Below are 16,879 nucleotides of genomic sequence, written 5' to 3' on the forward strand. Positions count from 1 at the left end.
AAATATTTCATGGAAACTCAAAGACTTATTCTCCGTCCGTGGATTGAAGCCGATGCAAAATCGCTTTATAAATATGCCAAAGATCCTGCTATTGGACCTATTGCAGGATGGCCACCACATACATCAGTTGAAAACAGTAAAGATGTAATACGAGAAATTTTATCTGCTCCTGAAACATACGCTGTAGTATTGAAAGAAACAAACGAACCAATAGGCAGTGTAGGAATCATGTTCGGTAACGGTGTACATAGTGCGGATATTCAGGAAGGTGATGCGGAAATAGGTTATTGGATTGGTGTTCCTTACTGGGGACAAGGACTAATACCGGAAGCTGTAAACCGTCTTTTGAAACGTTGCTTTGATGAACTTGATATAAAAAGAGTATGGTGTGGATATTATGACGGAAATACGAAATCACGCAGAGTTATGGATAAATGCGGTTTCAAATATCACCATACAGAAGAAGGGAAAATTTCTCCTTTAGGTGACGAACGTACCGAACATTTTACATTACTTACCAAAGATGATTATAATAAAAAGTAAAACCATGGATAGACAAATAAACTATAGAATTCGCCCACTTGAAGAAAAAGACCTCTATGATATGCAGAATCTATTTCGTTCCACTGTATTAAACGTCAATATTAAAGACTATACAAAAGAGGAAGTGGAAGATTGGGCTTCATGCGGTGATGACATAAAACACTGGAAAGAAATCCTATTTAATAATCAATTTATAGGAGCGTTCGACAAACAGGACAACCTGATTGGATATTCTTCAATGAACAAGAACGGTTATATGCATTCCATGTTTGTACATAAGGACTGGCAAGGTAAAGGTGTAGCGACTCTGCTTCTTTCTGAAGTTGAAAAAATAGCAAGACAATATGAAGTAATAGAGATTACATTGGAAGTTAGCAAAACTGCACGTCCATTCTTTGAGCACAAAGGATATGTTGTGGAATGCGAGCAAAAACAGCAGGCAAACCGTTTGAAACTGACGAACTACAAAATGAAAAAGGTTTTGTGAAAACAATCAGCATAATCTGCTGGCAGATATTTTTGTATAAGTTTACCTTTTACCATAACGTCTAAGTAATTTATGCATACAAAACAGATTTATACCACCAAAGATGAAACCTACTACGGAATACGCAATAAACTCTACTGAGGTCAAAATATGATATGTTTCATAAAGTGACCAAATACAGTATGGCGCACATACAACAGTAGATACAATTGCAGGGATATATTTACCCCAAATAATAAATTGCAATAAATGGATTAACAGGTGAATACTGAATGCGGACAAGCCACAATACCAAAAAATAACATTACCTGTCATAACGCTTATTATGGTAAGTACAGATACTATCAGAAATTCTTCTGCCACTATTATTGAGAAACTTCGTGTATCAATTTCTGTCAGCATAGTTATACGATGTGACAAAAAAGGGAAACGCCTATATAAATCAGTACAATATTTCCCCATCCATTTCTCAACCATTATTATTTCCTCAAATTCATGTATCATAAAGAATATTGGGAAAAGTAACATTAAATTACTCATATAACTTCATTTTTATTTTTGGGAACGAACGCCCGTATTCATCAATATCAGACCTTTCATACAGACAATTCTTTTCTTAAATATACCATATCCTTTAATGTTATCCCGTTTTCTACAATAGGATGATCATAATTGGCAGTAAAGAAATCAGGAACAATATGAGAATACTTGAACCCACAGTCTTTATAAAAAGACATAGTCTCTGCACTCTCTCCTGTACCGACTATCATATATTTGAATCTGTCTGCATAACGTTTACACAAGAAATCCATCATTTGCTTTCCGTAACCTTTTCGTTGATATTGTGGAGAGACTGCCAAACTTTTAAGTTCACATACATTATCACCTTCATCAGTCACAACTGCGGAAGAAATAGGCTCTAAATCTGTATTAAACATAACAAACATATCGCCTCTCTCCAAATAAAGGTCAATCATTGACTCCTGTTCATCTGCCAATAATAGCAAATCTAAATATTTCTTCTTATTTGTTTCTATCTTACGTATTTCCATGATGTTACAAAGATACTAAATGATTATATGTAAGCAAATAAAAGAGAAACCGTAATTCTGGTACAATCATCAGTAATCTGTATATAAAGCCTTAATTACAAAGTCAATACCTTTGTATCAGTACAAAATGATAAAGACTATGATTATGAAAAAAGCAAGATTACTATTTTTGATTTGCATCTACTCCATGTTTGCAATGGCGTGCAGTACTGAACCGGAAATACCATCAGGAAGTAATACAAACAACGAAGTTTCAAATGAAAACAGTAACCAAGAACAAAACGGAGAAAACACAAACGACGATAACTCAAATAACACTGAAGAAAGTATGAGCAATTCAACAATTAAAATCGAAGTTAACGGAACGACACTCACAGCCACACTAAAAGACAATGTATCTACTAGAGCTTTAGTAAATCTGCTCAAAGGAGGACCTCTGACCATAAACATGAATGACTATGCCGGAATGGAGAAAGTCGGCCCTATAGGAACTACCCTGCCACAATGCAACGAAAGGCTTACCACACAACCTGGTGACCTGATTCTCTACCTGGGGCAGTATTTCGTGATTTATTATGCTCCGAACACATACTCGCTGACTCCACTTGGGAAAATAGACAATACTTCAGGCGATGAGCTGATTAGAATTCTTGGTAACGGCGATGTAACGGTTACAATTTCATTAAGCGAATAAAAAAACTCTATTTATCCCGCCTCTGTAAATCGTTCTTCATACGGAATTTCAGAGGCGAGACTCCTGTCTTACGCATAAAGAACTTTCCGAAGACGGACTGGTCGGAGAAACCAAGCATGTCCGAAATCTCCTTTATATCCATATCAGTACATTCAAGCAGACGGCGTGCGTCAGAACAAAGCATCTTCGATATATGAAAGCAGACAGTACTGCCTGTGACACTCTTAACCACTCGCGAGAGATAGGTAGTCGTAATGTTCAAACTGTCTGCATAAAAACCTATGGAATGATGTTTGCGATAATTCTCTACCAGAAGTTTTTTGAAATTACGGAAGATTTCATTTTCACGTTTCACAAAAACCGTAGTATCATTGTTTTCTACACACAATGCATCAGCCATTTGTAAAAGGAAGAAATTACACAGGTTTCGTATTATTCCATCGTGATATACATTCATAATGTTCAGCCTGTCACCAAAAAGCGCCATAGTTTGTTTCAAATAAGAAAACCTGTCACTTTCAAGGATAAACACCGGGAGACGATAATTGCCAAGATACCTCGCCACCTGATTATACAGCGGCTGCCCGTCAGGAAGGCAGTCAAAATACGAAGGTACTATATATATGATTTTTAGCGAAAAATCAGCATCAAAGTGTTCGATTGAGCTTGTGGTGCTCGGTGTCAGAACGACCAGATTTCCACTGTTAAGGCCATAATTGCCATAAATATCGGAAAGCTTTGCTGTTCCGTTTATGACGAGAAGAAAGAAAAATCCCCTTTCAAATATAATTCCGCCATAATCACCGGAATGCATATCGATATCACAACAGCAGGTATTTCCTACTGTTACTCCAAGTGATTTCATAACTTCATATATAGAGACATCCATAATCTGAATTTTTACAGCAAAGATACCTTTTGTTTCGTTTTAAACCAAAATAAGTTGTTCTTTTATATCTGTCATTATAGATTTTAGGCTGAACTTTACAGCTGTTTTACAAATGACAAATACAATTATGAATAAATTTCTTCTAAGACGCTATCTCCTGTTCTGCGTGGCACTGTTTGTCAACGCACTGGGAATAGCATTTATCACCAGAGCAGCCTTGGGCACATCGCCCATCACCAGCGTAACATACGTTCTAAGTATGTTCACTCCTTTCACTATCGGTGAATGGACTATCATGCTGAACATACTGTTCGTCGTTCTAGAACCTTTTATGATGACGCGTCAGGACCTGAAAGAAGATCTGCGTATGTTCCTTCTGCAGATACCGATATCTTTCTGTTTCGGAATATTCATAGATATATGTATGCACTATGTATTGTTCTGGCTCAATCCCGCCACATATCCAAGCATGATTATAGCTCTGCTGATAGGTTGCGTAATATTGGCAGTGGGTATTGCACTCGAAGTAAAGGCCAATGCAGCCATGATGTCCGGCGAATACTTCGTAAAGGTCATAACAAAGCGTTTCCGGGGTGAGTTCGGATATATAAAACTCGGATTCGATGTCACTCTAGTAGCCTTGGCATGTCTGCTGTCGCTGATATTCATGTCGGGTGTGTACGGAGTGCGCGAAGGTACTGTAGTTGCAGCCCTGATAGTAGGTCCGATAGTTCATTTCGTCAGTCCATATTACAGGTTTCTCGACAAATGGATTATTCCTGCTAACAACGAAAAGACAGCAGATGTTAAAGACAACAAAAATGTCATTATCACCATTGCCCGTGAATATGGCAGCGGCGGACATCTGCTTGGCGAGATGCTTTCGAAAGAACTTGGAATAAAGTTGTATGATAAAGAATTCATCGGAATGGCAGCCAAACGCAGCGGTATGGACGAAAGTTTCATTGCCAGAAACGAGCAGTCCATTCCGTCATTCTGGCTGAAATGTATCATGTCGAAAAACAGCGAACAACCACTGGAAGGGAGCCTTTCATCGGACGACGTTCTGTTCGTGGCTGAAAGTAAGATTATTCAGGAACTGGCTGAGAAAGAACCGTGTATCATCGTGGGCAGATGTGCTGATTTCATACTGAAAGATTATCCGAAAGTTTTAAAGGTGTTCTGCTATTCTGATATTGAAAACGCCGTTTCACGATGTGTCAGCGAATATGGTATAAAGCGCGAGAATGCAGAGTCGGAAATACGCCGCATAAACCGCAACCGTATACATCACTACGAATATTACACTGGTGGTAAATGGGGAGAGCCTCATCATTATAACCTTATGCTGAATACCGGGACGATAAGCCTTGAAACGGCATGTAAGCTGGTAAAAGATATTTACAGGAATATGTAATAATAAAGAGTCTAAAAAGCAATAACAAAGATGTTCTACGAACTACTGATTTACCAGACCTTGAATTTCATCCATAGTGAGTCTTCCTTCAAGGATTATCACTGTAAATTCCTTACCCTCATCGACCAAAAGGACATACTCATTTATATCATTCTTTTCTTTCATATAGATAAAGACGCGTTCTCCTTCATCTTTTATGCGTAGCAATTCCTCATATCCGTTAGAGGTATTTATAAATGATGTTTCCTTACGCAAAAATGCTGAAGCCTCACTGTTCTCGGACGAAAGGATTTGCAACCCGGTAAGTTTCTTTGCCACCTTATCAATATTTATATCACCGGTATTCGAACCATTCATCATACCAAACATTTTAGGAGACACGTATACGGATGTCACTCCTTCCATTTCTGCTATTTTCTCAAAACGGTTTTGTGCATTAACAGACAATGCTGCTAGCATAACACTTACTATAATAAATAATCTTGTTTTCATTTTCTTAAGTTTGTTATATCGTCAATTTTTTCTTTTACACTAACTGTAACTTCTTTTGCTTTCTCCATCTTGGCATTACCTTTGTTTAAAGCCTCAGCAAAAAGTTGCAAGGCATTCTCCGTAGCCATATATGCTTCCTGAGGATTGTCGAACGTATCTTTCATCGCCGCACCTTCATCCTGATTATTTGGCATAAATAAACTTATACCTATCAGTATAACTACGGCAGCGGCTATTCCCGACACATATTTATATAAGGTATAATATCGCGGTTTATTCGCCTTGCTTTGTTTTTCCCACATGTCTATATTGTCGGATATACGTCTCTGCATACCTTCCGGAACTGTGAAATCGCTGTCTTTTTTCACGGAAGAAAGATGAAGGAACACTTCCTTATCCGTAGAGAACTCTGTTTCTACATCAGAGTCCAGAAAATAATTTTCCAAAATTTTCTCTTCATCAGCATCAGTCTCGCCGTTGTAGAATTTTTCAAGCAAATGTCTGATTGTATCTGTGTTCATATCTTATCCTTTAAATTTAATAAATTGTTCTCTTATTCTCTTTCTGGCCTTGGAGAGTGTGGCACGTATATTTACCTGATTTAAACCGGTAGCCTTGCCTATCTCCTCGAACGAACATTCATTCACATCCCTCAGCCACATGACTTTTTTCTGAACATCGGGCAGTTCGCTTATCATCTTCCTCAGTCTGCCGTTCTCTTCCTTCTTCTCCTGTTCTGTACCAATATCATCGGCAGGCAGACATAACCGTTCATCGTCTATCACATCTTCAAGTGTACTGCGATTACTCCTTATAAAATCCATACAGAGGTTCTTCACCAGAGTGACGCAATATGCTTCACGGCAGACAGCCACATCCAGTTCTTCCCGCTTGTTCCATAACTTCAGATAAGCCTCCTGCACTATATCCTCGGCATCCTGTACATTCCGGAGTATGGAATAAGCCGTTCTGTAGAGTTTTGCATGGTACGGAATGAAGAGTGACTTAAATTCATTTGCGTCCATTTCGTTTCTCCGTTTCCTGTTTCACTAATCCATCTATATCTTCCTGTCTGATATTCCCTTTAATCTGTATCAAGGCACAATCGTCCTTACCACCACACAATATCAGAAGTTCCTTTATTATGTCCTTCTTTTCTTTGACAAGTATCTGTACACTGCCATCCTGATCCTTGGTTCTTACAAGTATTTCGTATCCGTGCCCGTTGAGCGAGGAAACTCGTTTTGTAAACCTGGCTTTTACCCGTTCACTGCATTCTTCCAGATCGAGCACCCGCACACTGTTAAGACGTCTGGCTATATCATTCTTGTCTTCTTTATCCATAAACATGTGTCCGAGTTTCATCATTATCCACGGCACACTCACATACTCTGCTTTTTTGGCATCCTTAAACTCGTTTATAATAGAATTTGCATTTACCGCACATAGCATCTGGGCAGAAAACAACATAACTATAAATAAATATTTTTTCATCACTGACTAATTTTTAAGTGTTATACATAATCTTTGATGCGCATTCTATGCGAAAGACGGAACAACTACATGAAATGTTGCATCAGAAAATCAGTTTTTTTACAAAAATATGAATATCCTAAAAACCTAAGTACATATCTGACTAAAATTAAAAGCTTTTTTACTACCTTTGTGTCCGGATTTTAATACATATATTTAGATTATGGAAAATAAGTACATCACCGTAGCATATAAACTTTATGCTATGATAGACGGCGAAAAAGAATTGATAGAGGAAGCTCCTGCAGAACATCCTTTCCAGTTCATCACAGGTATAGGATATACACTTGAGAGATTTGAAAAAGAAATAACAGCACTTGCAAAAGGAGACAACTTCAACTTTACAATCCCTTGTGCAGAAGCATACGGCGAGGTAGATCCTGAAGGCATCAAGACTCTTCCTAAATCTGCATTCTGTGGTCCTGACGGAAAGTTTGACGAGGATAACGTGTTCGAAGGAAACATCATCATGCTGAACGACGGCGAAGGAAACCAGTTCTATGCCAACGTGGGCGAAATAACTGACAGCACTGTAACTATCGACTTGAATCACCCTCACGCAGGCAAGGACCTGATTTTCGAAGGTTCTATTCTGGAAATGCGTGAAGCTACAAACAAGGAAGTTCAGGACATCGTGAACTCAATGAGTGGATGCGGTGGCGGATGTAGCGGTTGTGGCGGCGGATGCGGCGACCACGATGATGACTGCGGTGGCGGTTGCTGCGGATGTCATTGATTGAAACTTCTAAATTCAATATCAGTGTAAATTACATTTTATTGTAGTTTACACTTTTTTTGTACCGCTTATCATTGCTTTAGCAAAAACAGATATACACAAAGATAAAAATTCTGCTATATGGCATATTTTTTAGAAAAACATTGTGTATCTTCGCATTATATTACAAACAACATAAGTATGAACAAATCAAAGAAATTTATCGGAGCTGCCGTACTGATGGTATTGATGACAGCATGCGGAAACGGCTCTAAGTTTAAGTACGAAACCGTACCTAACGACCCGATGCAGACACGCATCTACACACTTGACAACGGATTGAAGGTTTACCTTACAGTGAACAAGGAAACACCACGTATCCAAACTTACATAGCTGTAAGAGTAGGTGGAAAGAATGACCCTGCCGAAACCACCGGTCTTGCTCACTATTTCGAGCACCTGATGTTCAAGGGTACAGAGAAATTCGGTACTACGGACTTCAGCAAGGAAAAACCTATGCTGGACGAAATAGAACGCCTGTTCGAGGTTTACAGAAAGACTACAGACGAAGCTGAAAGAAAAGCTATCTATCACCAGATAGACAGTGTGTCATACGAAGCTTCAAAAATAGCTATTCCTAACGAATATGACAAGCTGATGGCAGCTATCGGTGCCAACGGAACAAATGCCTATACAAGCTATGACCAGACGGTGTATGTGGAAGATATACCGTCGAACGAAATAGACAATTGGGCAAAAATACAGGCAGACAGATTCCAGAATGCTACAATCAGAGGATTCCACACTGAGCTGGAAACTGTTTATGAGGAAAAGAACATGTCGCTTACAAAAGACTTCAGAAAGGTTTATGAAACATTGCTGAGCGCTCTTTATCCTGACTATCCTTACGGAACACAGACTGTACTCGGCTCGCAAGACCATCTGAAGAATCCTTCTATCACAAATATCAAGAATTATTTCAATACATGGTATGTGCCTAATAATATGGCTATCTGTATGTCTGGTGACTTGAATCCGGATGAAACTATCGAAATAATCAACAAATATTTCGGCGAGATGAAGCCTAATCCAAACTTGCCTGAACGTCCGCAGCCTAAGGAATCGCCTATCAAGGAACCTGTTGTAAAGGAAGTTATGGGTCTTGACGCTGAAAGCGTAGCCTTGGCTTGGAGAATGCCTACTACAGTTGATGATGATGTTATCTCTGCATTAATCAGCTCTATTCTTTACAACGGACAGGCAGGTCTGCTTGACGTAAACCTGAATCAGCAGCAGAAAGTTTTGGGATGTTTCGCAGGTTCACTCGGTTTGTCGGACTACTATACTTATATGATAAGCGGTCAGCCAAAACAGGGACAGACATTGGACGAAGTCAAGGACCTTATGCTGGCTGAGGTTGAAAAACTGCGCAAAGGTGAATTCGACGAGGAACTGCTTCAGGCTACAATCAACAACTACAAGCTTTACTATATGAAACAGTTTGAAAGCAATGAAAGCAGAGCTGATATGTTTGTATCGGCTTTCGTTGACGGCGACCAGTGGAGCGACGTAGTAAACTTCATAGACAAGATGAGCAAGGTAAACAAGCAGCAGGTTGTAGACTTCGCAAACAAATACTTTGCAGACAACTATGCCTTGGTTTACAAACGCATGGGTAAAGACACTAACGAAAAGAAGATGGACAAACCGTCTATCACTCCTATCGTCATGAACCGCGACAGCGTAAGCTCATTCCTGAAAGAAATCCAGGCAAGCAAGGTTACTCCTATCGAACCTGTATTCCTCGACTTTGAGAAGGATATGCAGAAATTCAATGCTAAATCTGATATCGAAGTGCTTTACAAGAAGAATGACATGAACGACCTGTTCCAGATAACATACGTGTTCGATATGGGCAGCCAGAACGACAAGGCTCTGAGCACTGCATTCTCATACATGGAATATCTCGGTACTTCAAAAAAATCGCTTGCAGAAATCAACAAGGAATTCTACCGTCTGGCATGCTCGTTCAGCGTACATCCGGGAATGAAACGCACATACGTTATGTTGTCAGGTCTTCAGGAAAACATGCCTCAGGCTATGCAGTTGTTCGAAGAGATACTTGCTGACGCTCAAGTTGACGCAGACGCATACAAGAATTATGCGGCTGACATTCTGAAAAAACGCGCGGATGCAAAACTTAACCAGTCATCAAACTTCTCACAATTGCTAAATTATGCAATGTATGGAGAAAATTCTCCATCTAAGAATATCCTTTCCGAGAAAGAACTGACAGAAATGGACCCACAGAAACTGGTTGACTGCATACATAAATTCAACAGCTACAAGCACCGTATAATGTATTATGGTCCTGCAACTCAGGAAGAGGTTACTTCTATTATAAACCAGTATCACAATGTTCCTGAACAGCTTGTTGATGTACCTGCATACGACTATCAGTATCAGCCTACAAACGAAAATAAGGTTTACTTTGCAGAATATGACGCAAAACAAATCTATTTCACAGGTATATCTAATTTCGAAAAACAGTACGACGCAGCCCTGCAGCCTACAGTAAGCATGTACAACGAATACTTCAGCGGCGGAATGAACTCAATAGTATTCCAGGAAATGCGCGAAGCAAGAAGCCTTGCATACTCTTCATATGCATTCATAACATCACCTTCATATAAGGAATATCCTTACATCTTCCGTTCGTTCATCGCTACTCAGAACGACAAGATGATAGACGCTATGGAGGCTTTCGACGAGATAATCAACAATATGCCGGAATCTGAAAAAGCATTCAAACTGGCTCAGGAAGGAACCATTAGCCGTTTGCGTACTGAAAGAATTACCGGCATGGATGTCCTTTGGGAATACATCGATCTTCAGGATAAAGGCATAAGCGAAGATCCAAGAAAAGATTTGTTCCAGAAGGCACAGACATTGACACTCAAAGATGTAAAAGACTTCCAGCAGAAATGGGTAAAAGACCGCAAATACACATACTGTGTTCTTGGTCATGAGAAAGACCTCGACATGAAATCACTGGAAAAATACGGTAAGATAACAAAACTGTCACAGAAAGATATCTTCGGATATTAATCCTTTATAGAATTACAAGAATAAATCGAGACCTGTACTTACTCAAGTGCGGGTCTCTTTTTTATTTCATAAAGCCATTGGAATTATTACAGAAACATTACAGACGTATTACATTACACATTGCGCTAACATATCAATGGACAAAAAGCATACAACAACCCGTATGTATATGCTAATTTTGCGCTGTAACAAGATTGACATATATATGAATAAGGTAAAAAATTTGTTTTATATCTGCATTGCGGCAGTTGGAATGCAGAATGTTAATGCACAGACACGTGCAGAAGTGGAAATAAGAGAAAATCCTAAATTGGCTACAGGCAAGTATATGGCTTATAAAGTACCTTCTACCCCAATTACTCAGGCACCGGAAGGATATGTACCTTGCTATATCAGCACTTATGCCAGACACGGCTCACGCTATCTTACAGGAAAAGACAAGTACGAACCGGCTCTGACTGTAATGGAAAATGCCTTGAAAAAAAACGGATTGACCGCAAATGGAGAAAAAACACTGAAAATTCTCAGACAACTGGCCAAAGCCGCAGAAAACAGATATGGAGAACTGACACCAAAAGGTGCGCGCCAACATCGTGAACTCGCAAGAAGAATGTATGAAAACTATCCGGAGATATTTGCAGACGTGGTACACGTGGATGCCCGTTCAACCTACAAGACACGTGCTTTTCTTTCAATGGTTGCTGCCTGCATAGAACTGAAAGGATTAAATCCGAAACTTAATATCACTACGGATGCTAGCCAGCATGACGCATATTACATAAAATACAAAAATCCTATATACTCAGACAGTTGCCAGCATAATGCTGATTCAGTATTTGCGGAAGCTGAAAAACGTTTCGTTCACCCTGAACGTATTATGAAAGTGCTGTTCAAACCGGAATATATTTCAAATATCAAAAATCCGGAAAAACTGGAATGCGACTTGTTTGAATACCACGGCATAAGCCAGAGTTCAGACAATATGCCTGACCTCTCGTTTCTATTCAATGAAAAAGAACTCTTCGACTTGTGGCAACTGAATAATTTCGAATGGTATTACGAGCAGGGACCATCACCTCTAAGCGGTGGCAAGATGCCTAACCTTGCACGAAATCTGCTAAGGAATATAGTAGAGACAGCCGATACAGCTCTTGTCTCAAAGAAACCTTGTGCGACATTGAGATTCGGACACGATACAAACCTGGCTCCACTGGTGGCTCTTATGAATATAGATGAGTTCAACCACGCTACAGCCGACTGGGACTCTATACCCCAATACTATCAGACATACCGAATGATTCCGATGTGTGGAAATATACAGCTTATCTTCTTCCGTAAGAAAGGCAACAAGGATATTTTAGTTAAACCACTGCTAAATGAGAAGGAAATACATCTGACAGGGATTGAAACAGACTGTTTCCCTTTTTATCACTGGAAGGACCTACGCAAAGCATGGATTAAACTTACTAATGAGATTATTCTTCCAGCTCTTCCGGAAGGTATGGAAACGGATTAAACAAACAGTTACACTTCAACACAAAATACACTTGATTACAGTCTTGCTATAATCAGATACTCCATTCTTTTATATGTATATTTATTGAATAAAAAAGACTATAGTTTGGTAATGAAATAATAATAGATTAAATTTGCGTATAACAGAAAGAAAAAGAGACATGATACTGATAGCAGACAGCGGAGCAACAAAAACAGACTGGATGGTTGTTTCAGAAAGCAGTTCCAAGTTAATCGGAACAGAAGGAATTAACCCATTCCACCAGACTGAAGACTACATACACAACATAATCAACTCTTCCCTTTTACCCAAAATGGAAAGAGAGAATATATGCATACACAATATCACTGAGGTCCATTTTTACGGTGCAGGATGCTTGCCACAACCGGCTATAAAAATCAGTAATATACTGAAAGAAGTTTTCCCTGAAGCTACAGTTGAGGCGGAAACAGACCTCACCGGAGCAGCAAGGGCATTATGCGGAAACAAACCGGGAATAGCATGTATATTAGGTACAGGCTCAAACTCATGCATGTATGACGGAGAAAGAATAACCGCCAACGTTTCTCCATTGGGATATATCCTTGGGGACGAAGGTAGTGGAGCATACCTGGGAAAAAGATTTATATCAGACTGTTTGAAGAACCAACTGCCTGAGTATCTTAAAACCGGACTTCTGGAAGAATATGCTCTTACAACAGCGGATATATTAAATAAGGTGTACAGAGAGCCTCAAGCCAACCGTTTCCTTGCTTCCATAACACCTTATATATATAAGGTAAGAAAAGACCCGAATGTCGAAACATTTCTGAATGACTGTTTTACGGAATTTTTCAAACGCAACATAATGGGATATGACACTACACTCGACATATCGTTTGCAGGCTCTATCGCATGGTTTTTTCAGGAAGAAGTCAAGAAAGCAGCGATATCACTCGGTCTGAGAACAGGAGTGTTCATGAAAGAACCGATATGGGGACTAAAAGATTTTCACACTAAAATAAACCAATAATATTATGAAGAATTTAAGATTTGAAGCAGTAGTCATAGCAATAGGATTGCTTCTACTGGGAGTATTCATCGAACGCGGTATAAGCAGTTTTGCCAACAAAGACCGTAGCGTGAACGTTAAAGGGCTTGCAGAAATGGAAGTTGAAGCAGACAAAGTTACATGGCCTCTGGTTTACAAAAGTATAGGAAACGACCTAGTAGGACTTTACGAACAAATAAACAAATCCAACAAAACCATAACCCAATTCCTTAAAGGAAAGGGAATAGAGGAAAAAGAGATAAGCATAGATGCTCCTGAAATAATAGACATGAAAGCAGAGAGATACAATAACCAGGAAAGTTCATACAGATATAATGTGACATCTGTAATAACCGTTACCTCAGACAAAGTAAATCTCATCAGAGAGCTTATCAGCAGTCAGGGAGAACTTTTAAAACAAGGCGTTGCAATCACATCGGGCGATTACAGATACAGCGTACAATATGAATATACCGGACTCAACAAAATCAAACCACAGATGATTGAGGAAGCCACAAAAAACGCAAGACAGGCAGCAGAAAAATTTGCCGAAGATTCTGACAGTAAACTTGGAAAAATCAGAAATGCATACCAAGGACAATTCAGCATAACAGACCGTGACGCCAATACTCCTTACATCAAGAAAGTAAGAGTTGTAACCACTATTGATTATTCGCTTGAAGACTGATAATTATACATATTGACTTTAAAGGGGGTGAGTTTACACTTGCCTCCTTTTATTTTTTTACATATAATCTTCTATTTTTCAGCATAAAAGCGGACAAAATGTTGCATATATGGACAGAACTTAATATCTTTGCGGCCGATTTAGATAAACAACATAAAGTCTAACACAATTAATTATTTAAAAACAATTTTTTATTTTAATGGAAAACTTAAAGAACATTGCTCCTATTGAAGATTTCAACTGGGATGCGTATGAAAGTGGTGACACACTAACAAATGTAAGCAAGGAAGAACTTGAAAAAGCTTACGACAGTACTCTTAACAAAGTAAATGACCGTGAGGTTGTTGATGGTACTGTAATCGCAATGAACAAACGCGAAGTTGTAGTTAACATTGGCTACAAATCAGACGGTATCATTCCTTTGAATGAATTCCGTTACAACCCAGACCTGAAAGTAGGTGATACTGTAGAAGTATATATCGAAAATCAGGAGGACAAAAAAGGTCAGTTGATCTTGTCTCACAAGAAAGCACGTGCTACTCGTTCTTGGGATCGTGTTAACGCTGCTCTTGAAAACGAAGAAATCATTAAGGGTTACGTTAAGTGCCGCACTAAGGGTGGTATGATTGTTGACGTATTCGGAATCGAAGCATTCTTGCCAGGTTCTCAGATCGACGTTAAGCCTATCCGCGACTATGACGTATTCGTAGGTAAGACTATGGAATTCAAAGTTGTTAAGATCAACCAGGAATTCAAGAACGTAGTTGTATCTCACAAAGCTCTTATCGAAGCTGAACTTGAACAGCAGAAGAAAGAAATCATAGGTAAACTTGAAAAAGGTCAGGTACTTGAAGGTACTGTTAAAAATATCACATCTTACGGTGTATTCATCGACTTGGGTGGCGTAGATGGTTTGATCCACATCACAGACTTGTCTTGGGGCCGTGTAAGCGATCCACGCGAGGTTGTTTCTTTGGATCAGAAGTTGAACGTTGTTATCCTTGACTTCGATGATGACAAGAAACGTATCGCTCTTGGTTTGAAACAGCTTACTCCACATCCATGGGATGCTCTTGATCCAAACTTGAAAGTTGGTGATCACGTTAAGGGTAAAGTAGTTGTTATGGCTGACTACGGAGCATTCATCGAAATCGCTCCAGGTGTAGAAGGTTTGATCCACGTTTCTGAAATGTCTTGGTCACAGCACTTGCGTTCAGCTCAGGACTTCATGAAGGTAGGTGACGAAGTAGAAGCTGTTATCTTGACTCTTGACCGCGAAGAACGTAAGATGTCACTTGGTATCAAGCAGTTGAAAGCTGATCCATGGGAAAACATCGAAGAAAAATATGCTGTAGGTACTAAGCACATCGCAAAAGTACGTAACTTCACTAACTTCGGTGTATTCGTAGAAATCGAAGAAGGTGTTGACGGATTGATCCACATCTCTGACCTTTCTTGGACTAAGAAAATCAAACACCCATCAGAATTCACTCAGATTGGTGCTGAAATCGAAGTTCAGGTATTGGAAATCGACAAAGAAAACCGCCGCTTGAGCCTTGGTCACAAGCAGTTGGAAGAAAATCCATGGGATGTATTCGAAACTGTATTCACTGTAGGTTCTATCCACGAAGGTACAATCATCGAACTTTTGGACAAAGGTGCAGTAGTTTCATTGCCTTACGGCGTTGAAGGTTTCGCTACTCCAAAACACCTTGTAAAAGAAGACGGTTCTCAGGCTCAGCTTGACGAAAAACTTCCATTCAAGGTTATCGAATTCAACAAGGAAGCTAAGCGTATCATCTTGTCACACAGCCGTGTATTCGAAGACGCTGCTAAGGCTGAAGAAAAGGCAGAAAAGAAAGCTGCAAAGAAATCATCTAAGAAAGAAGAAGCTCCAATGATTCAGAATCAGGCTGCTTCTACAACTCTTGGTGACATCGATGCTCTTGCTGCATTGAAAGAACAGTTGGAAGGTAAGAAATAATTCATACCTCTTACGATAAAGATTTTAAGGCTGAACCCCGAAAGGGATTCGGCCTTAATTTTATATATGTATTCCATAATCGTGCTTTATCACATCCATAACGAACACACTCTCCAATGATGCAAGGGTATCTATCCTGCCAAGTACATTCAGTATAAATCCCTGGTAATATTTCATATCAGGAGCATGTATCTTCAGAAGATAATCAAAACTGCCTGAAATATTATAACATTCCGTCACTTCAGGAATCTCCGCTATAATATTGGAAAAGCTACGGGCTATATCATAATTGAGATGCTGCATCTTTACCTTACAGAAGACAATAAAACCCTGATTAAGTTTCTCTGCATCAAGCACCGCAATATATTTCTTGATGTACCCGCCTGCTTCCAGACGTTTCAAACGTTCAAAAACAGGAGTTGATGACAGACTCACCTTGGCGGCAAGTTCTTTGGTTGTCAATCGTGCATTCTCCTGCAAAGTACGAAGTATCTGCAAATCTACCTTATCTAATTTCTCTACATTACTCATAAGATAAATATTCTGTTTTATTCAATTTTTGGCACTAAAATAAGAATTAAATCACAGAAAACAGATATATTATTATTACTGTCCGCTAAAGACGTGAATTCCCTCCCAACTTGCTGAAATAGATAAGTTGGGAGTTATTTTCATATCAGACAAGCCCCTCTTATGAGCTTATTACCTCCTTAGGTGGTGGTTCTGCTGCC

Annotated in this window: 18 protein-coding genes; 10 read left to right on the forward strand and 8 right to left on the reverse strand. The window is 39.3% G+C overall.

From position 1 onward, the window contains the following. Positions 1 to 9 precede the first annotated feature (9 nt). Together I6E11_RS03095 and I6E11_RS03100 are read left to right on the forward strand one after the other, a co-directional pair. Positions 10 to 543, forward strand: a complete 534-nt coding sequence (locus I6E11_RS03095; protein ID WP_235336366.1) for a GNAT family N-acetyltransferase — start codon at positions 10 to 12, stop codon at positions 541 to 543. Between the two features lie 4 nt (positions 544 to 547). Next, complete coding sequence (locus I6E11_RS03100; protein ID WP_235336348.1) at positions 548 to 1,030, forward strand: GNAT family N-acetyltransferase; 483 nt, start codon at positions 548 to 550, stop codon at positions 1,028 to 1,030. A 42-nt stretch (positions 1,031 to 1,072) separates the two neighbouring features. On the opposite strand, the gene I6E11_RS03105 is transcribed toward I6E11_RS03100, so the two are convergent. Together I6E11_RS03105 and I6E11_RS03110 are read right to left on the reverse strand one after the other, a co-directional pair. Next, positions 1,073 to 1,570, reverse strand: coding sequence for an HXXEE domain-containing protein (locus I6E11_RS03105; RefSeq protein ID WP_235336349.1), 498 nt, complete (start codon positions 1,568 to 1,570; stop codon positions 1,073 to 1,075). Between the two features lie 56 nt (positions 1,571 to 1,626). Next, positions 1,627 to 2,082, reverse strand: coding sequence for a GNAT family N-acetyltransferase (locus I6E11_RS03110; RefSeq protein WP_235336351.1), 456 nt, complete (start codon positions 2,080 to 2,082; stop codon positions 1,627 to 1,629). A gap of 145 nt (positions 2,083 to 2,227) precedes the next feature. Here I6E11_RS03110 and I6E11_RS03115 point away from each other — a divergent pair, with 145 nt between their 5' ends. After that, positions 2,228 to 2,776 (forward strand): cyclophilin-like fold protein, encoded by a 549-nt coding sequence (locus tag I6E11_RS03115; RefSeq protein WP_235336352.1) that lies wholly within the window; start codon positions 2,228 to 2,230, stop codon positions 2,774 to 2,776. A gap of 7 nt (positions 2,777 to 2,783) precedes the next feature. Here the strand turns inward: I6E11_RS03115 and I6E11_RS03120 are convergent, their stop codons facing one another. Continuing rightward, positions 2,784 to 3,641 carry a helix-turn-helix domain-containing protein gene (locus I6E11_RS03120; protein ID WP_235336353.1) on the reverse strand — a complete coding sequence of 286 codons (858 nt, stop codon included), beginning with the start codon at positions 3,639 to 3,641 and terminating at the stop codon, positions 2,784 to 2,786. Between the two features lie 151 nt (positions 3,642 to 3,792). Here I6E11_RS03120 and I6E11_RS03125 point away from each other — a divergent pair, with 151 nt between their 5' ends. Continuing rightward, positions 3,793 to 5,082, forward strand: coding sequence for a cytidylate kinase family protein (locus I6E11_RS03125; RefSeq protein WP_235336354.1), 1,290 nt, complete (start codon positions 3,793 to 3,795; stop codon positions 5,080 to 5,082). Positions 5,083 to 5,124: 42 nt separating this feature from the next. Here I6E11_RS03125 and I6E11_RS03130 read toward each other — a convergent pair whose 3' ends face one another. Genes I6E11_RS03130 through I6E11_RS03145 form a run of 4 tightly spaced genes read right to left on the reverse strand, consistent with a single transcriptional unit; the run spans position 5,125 to position 7,068 of the window. Continuing rightward, entirely contained in the window at positions 5,125 to 5,574 is a 450-nt protein-coding gene (locus I6E11_RS03130; protein ID WP_235336355.1) for a DUF4252 domain-containing protein, read from the reverse strand. Further along, the gene (locus I6E11_RS03135) at positions 5,571 to 6,095 is read right to left on the reverse strand and encodes a PG0215 family putative anti-sigma factor (protein ID WP_235336357.1); all 525 of its coding nucleotides are present in this window, start codon (positions 6,093 to 6,095) and stop codon (positions 5,571 to 5,573) included. Before I6E11_RS03135 ends, I6E11_RS03130 begins: the two co-directional genes overlap by 4 nt. Positions 6,096 to 6,098: 3 nt before the next feature. Next, complete coding sequence (locus I6E11_RS03140) at positions 6,099 to 6,599, reverse strand: GFO_1088 family ECF-type sigma factor (RefSeq protein WP_235336358.1); 501 nt, start codon at positions 6,597 to 6,599, stop codon at positions 6,099 to 6,101. Then, complete coding sequence (locus I6E11_RS03145; RefSeq protein WP_235336359.1) at positions 6,586 to 7,068, reverse strand: DUF4252 domain-containing protein; 483 nt, start codon at positions 7,066 to 7,068, stop codon at positions 6,586 to 6,588. The genes I6E11_RS03140 and I6E11_RS03145 overlap by 14 nt, the downstream gene beginning before the upstream one ends. Before the next feature lie 202 nt (positions 7,069 to 7,270). On the opposite strand from I6E11_RS03145, the gene I6E11_RS03150 reads away from it, so the two are divergent. From I6E11_RS03150 to rpsA, 6 genes are all read left to right on the forward strand, one after another. Next, positions 7,271 to 7,843: an FKBP-type peptidyl-prolyl cis-trans isomerase gene (locus I6E11_RS03150; protein WP_204402760.1), complete on the forward strand. Its 573-nt coding sequence runs from the start codon at positions 7,271 to 7,273 to the stop codon at positions 7,841 to 7,843. A 180-nt stretch (positions 7,844 to 8,023) separates the two neighbouring features. Beyond that, on the forward strand, positions 8,024 to 10,930 hold the full coding sequence (locus I6E11_RS03155; protein ID WP_235336367.1) for a M16 family metallopeptidase: 2,907 nt from the start codon (positions 8,024 to 8,026) through the stop codon (positions 10,928 to 10,930). 205 nt (positions 10,931 to 11,135) lie between these two features. Then, positions 11,136 to 12,446, forward strand: a complete 1,311-nt coding sequence (locus I6E11_RS03160; protein ID WP_235336360.1) for a histidine-type phosphatase — start codon at positions 11,136 to 11,138, stop codon at positions 12,444 to 12,446. Positions 12,447 to 12,606: 160 nt separating this feature from the next. Further along, entirely contained in the window at positions 12,607 to 13,458 is an 852-nt protein-coding gene (locus tag I6E11_RS03165; RefSeq protein ID WP_235336361.1) for an ATPase, read from the forward strand. Positions 13,459 to 13,462: 4 nt separating this feature from the next. Then, positions 13,463 to 14,164, forward strand: a complete 702-nt coding sequence (locus I6E11_RS03170; RefSeq protein ID WP_235336362.1) for an SIMPL domain-containing protein — start codon at positions 13,463 to 13,465, stop codon at positions 14,162 to 14,164. Between the two features lie 199 nt (positions 14,165 to 14,363). Beyond that, complete coding sequence (gene rpsA, locus I6E11_RS03175; protein ID WP_235336363.1) at positions 14,364 to 16,148, forward strand: 30S ribosomal protein S1; 1,785 nt, start codon at positions 14,364 to 14,366, stop codon at positions 16,146 to 16,148. 60 nt (positions 16,149 to 16,208) lie between these two features. Here rpsA and I6E11_RS03180 read toward each other — a convergent pair whose 3' ends face one another. After that, the gene (locus I6E11_RS03180) at positions 16,209 to 16,679 is read right to left on the reverse strand and encodes an Lrp/AsnC family transcriptional regulator (RefSeq protein ID WP_235336364.1); all 471 of its coding nucleotides are present in this window, start codon (positions 16,677 to 16,679) and stop codon (positions 16,209 to 16,211) included. Between the last annotated feature and the right edge of the window lie 200 nt (positions 16,680 to 16,879).

This window comes from Bacteroides caecigallinarum (genome assembly GCF_021531075.1).
Classification (GTDB): domain Bacteria; phylum Bacteroidota; class Bacteroidia; order Bacteroidales; family Bacteroidaceae; genus Phocaeicola; species Phocaeicola caecigallinarum_B.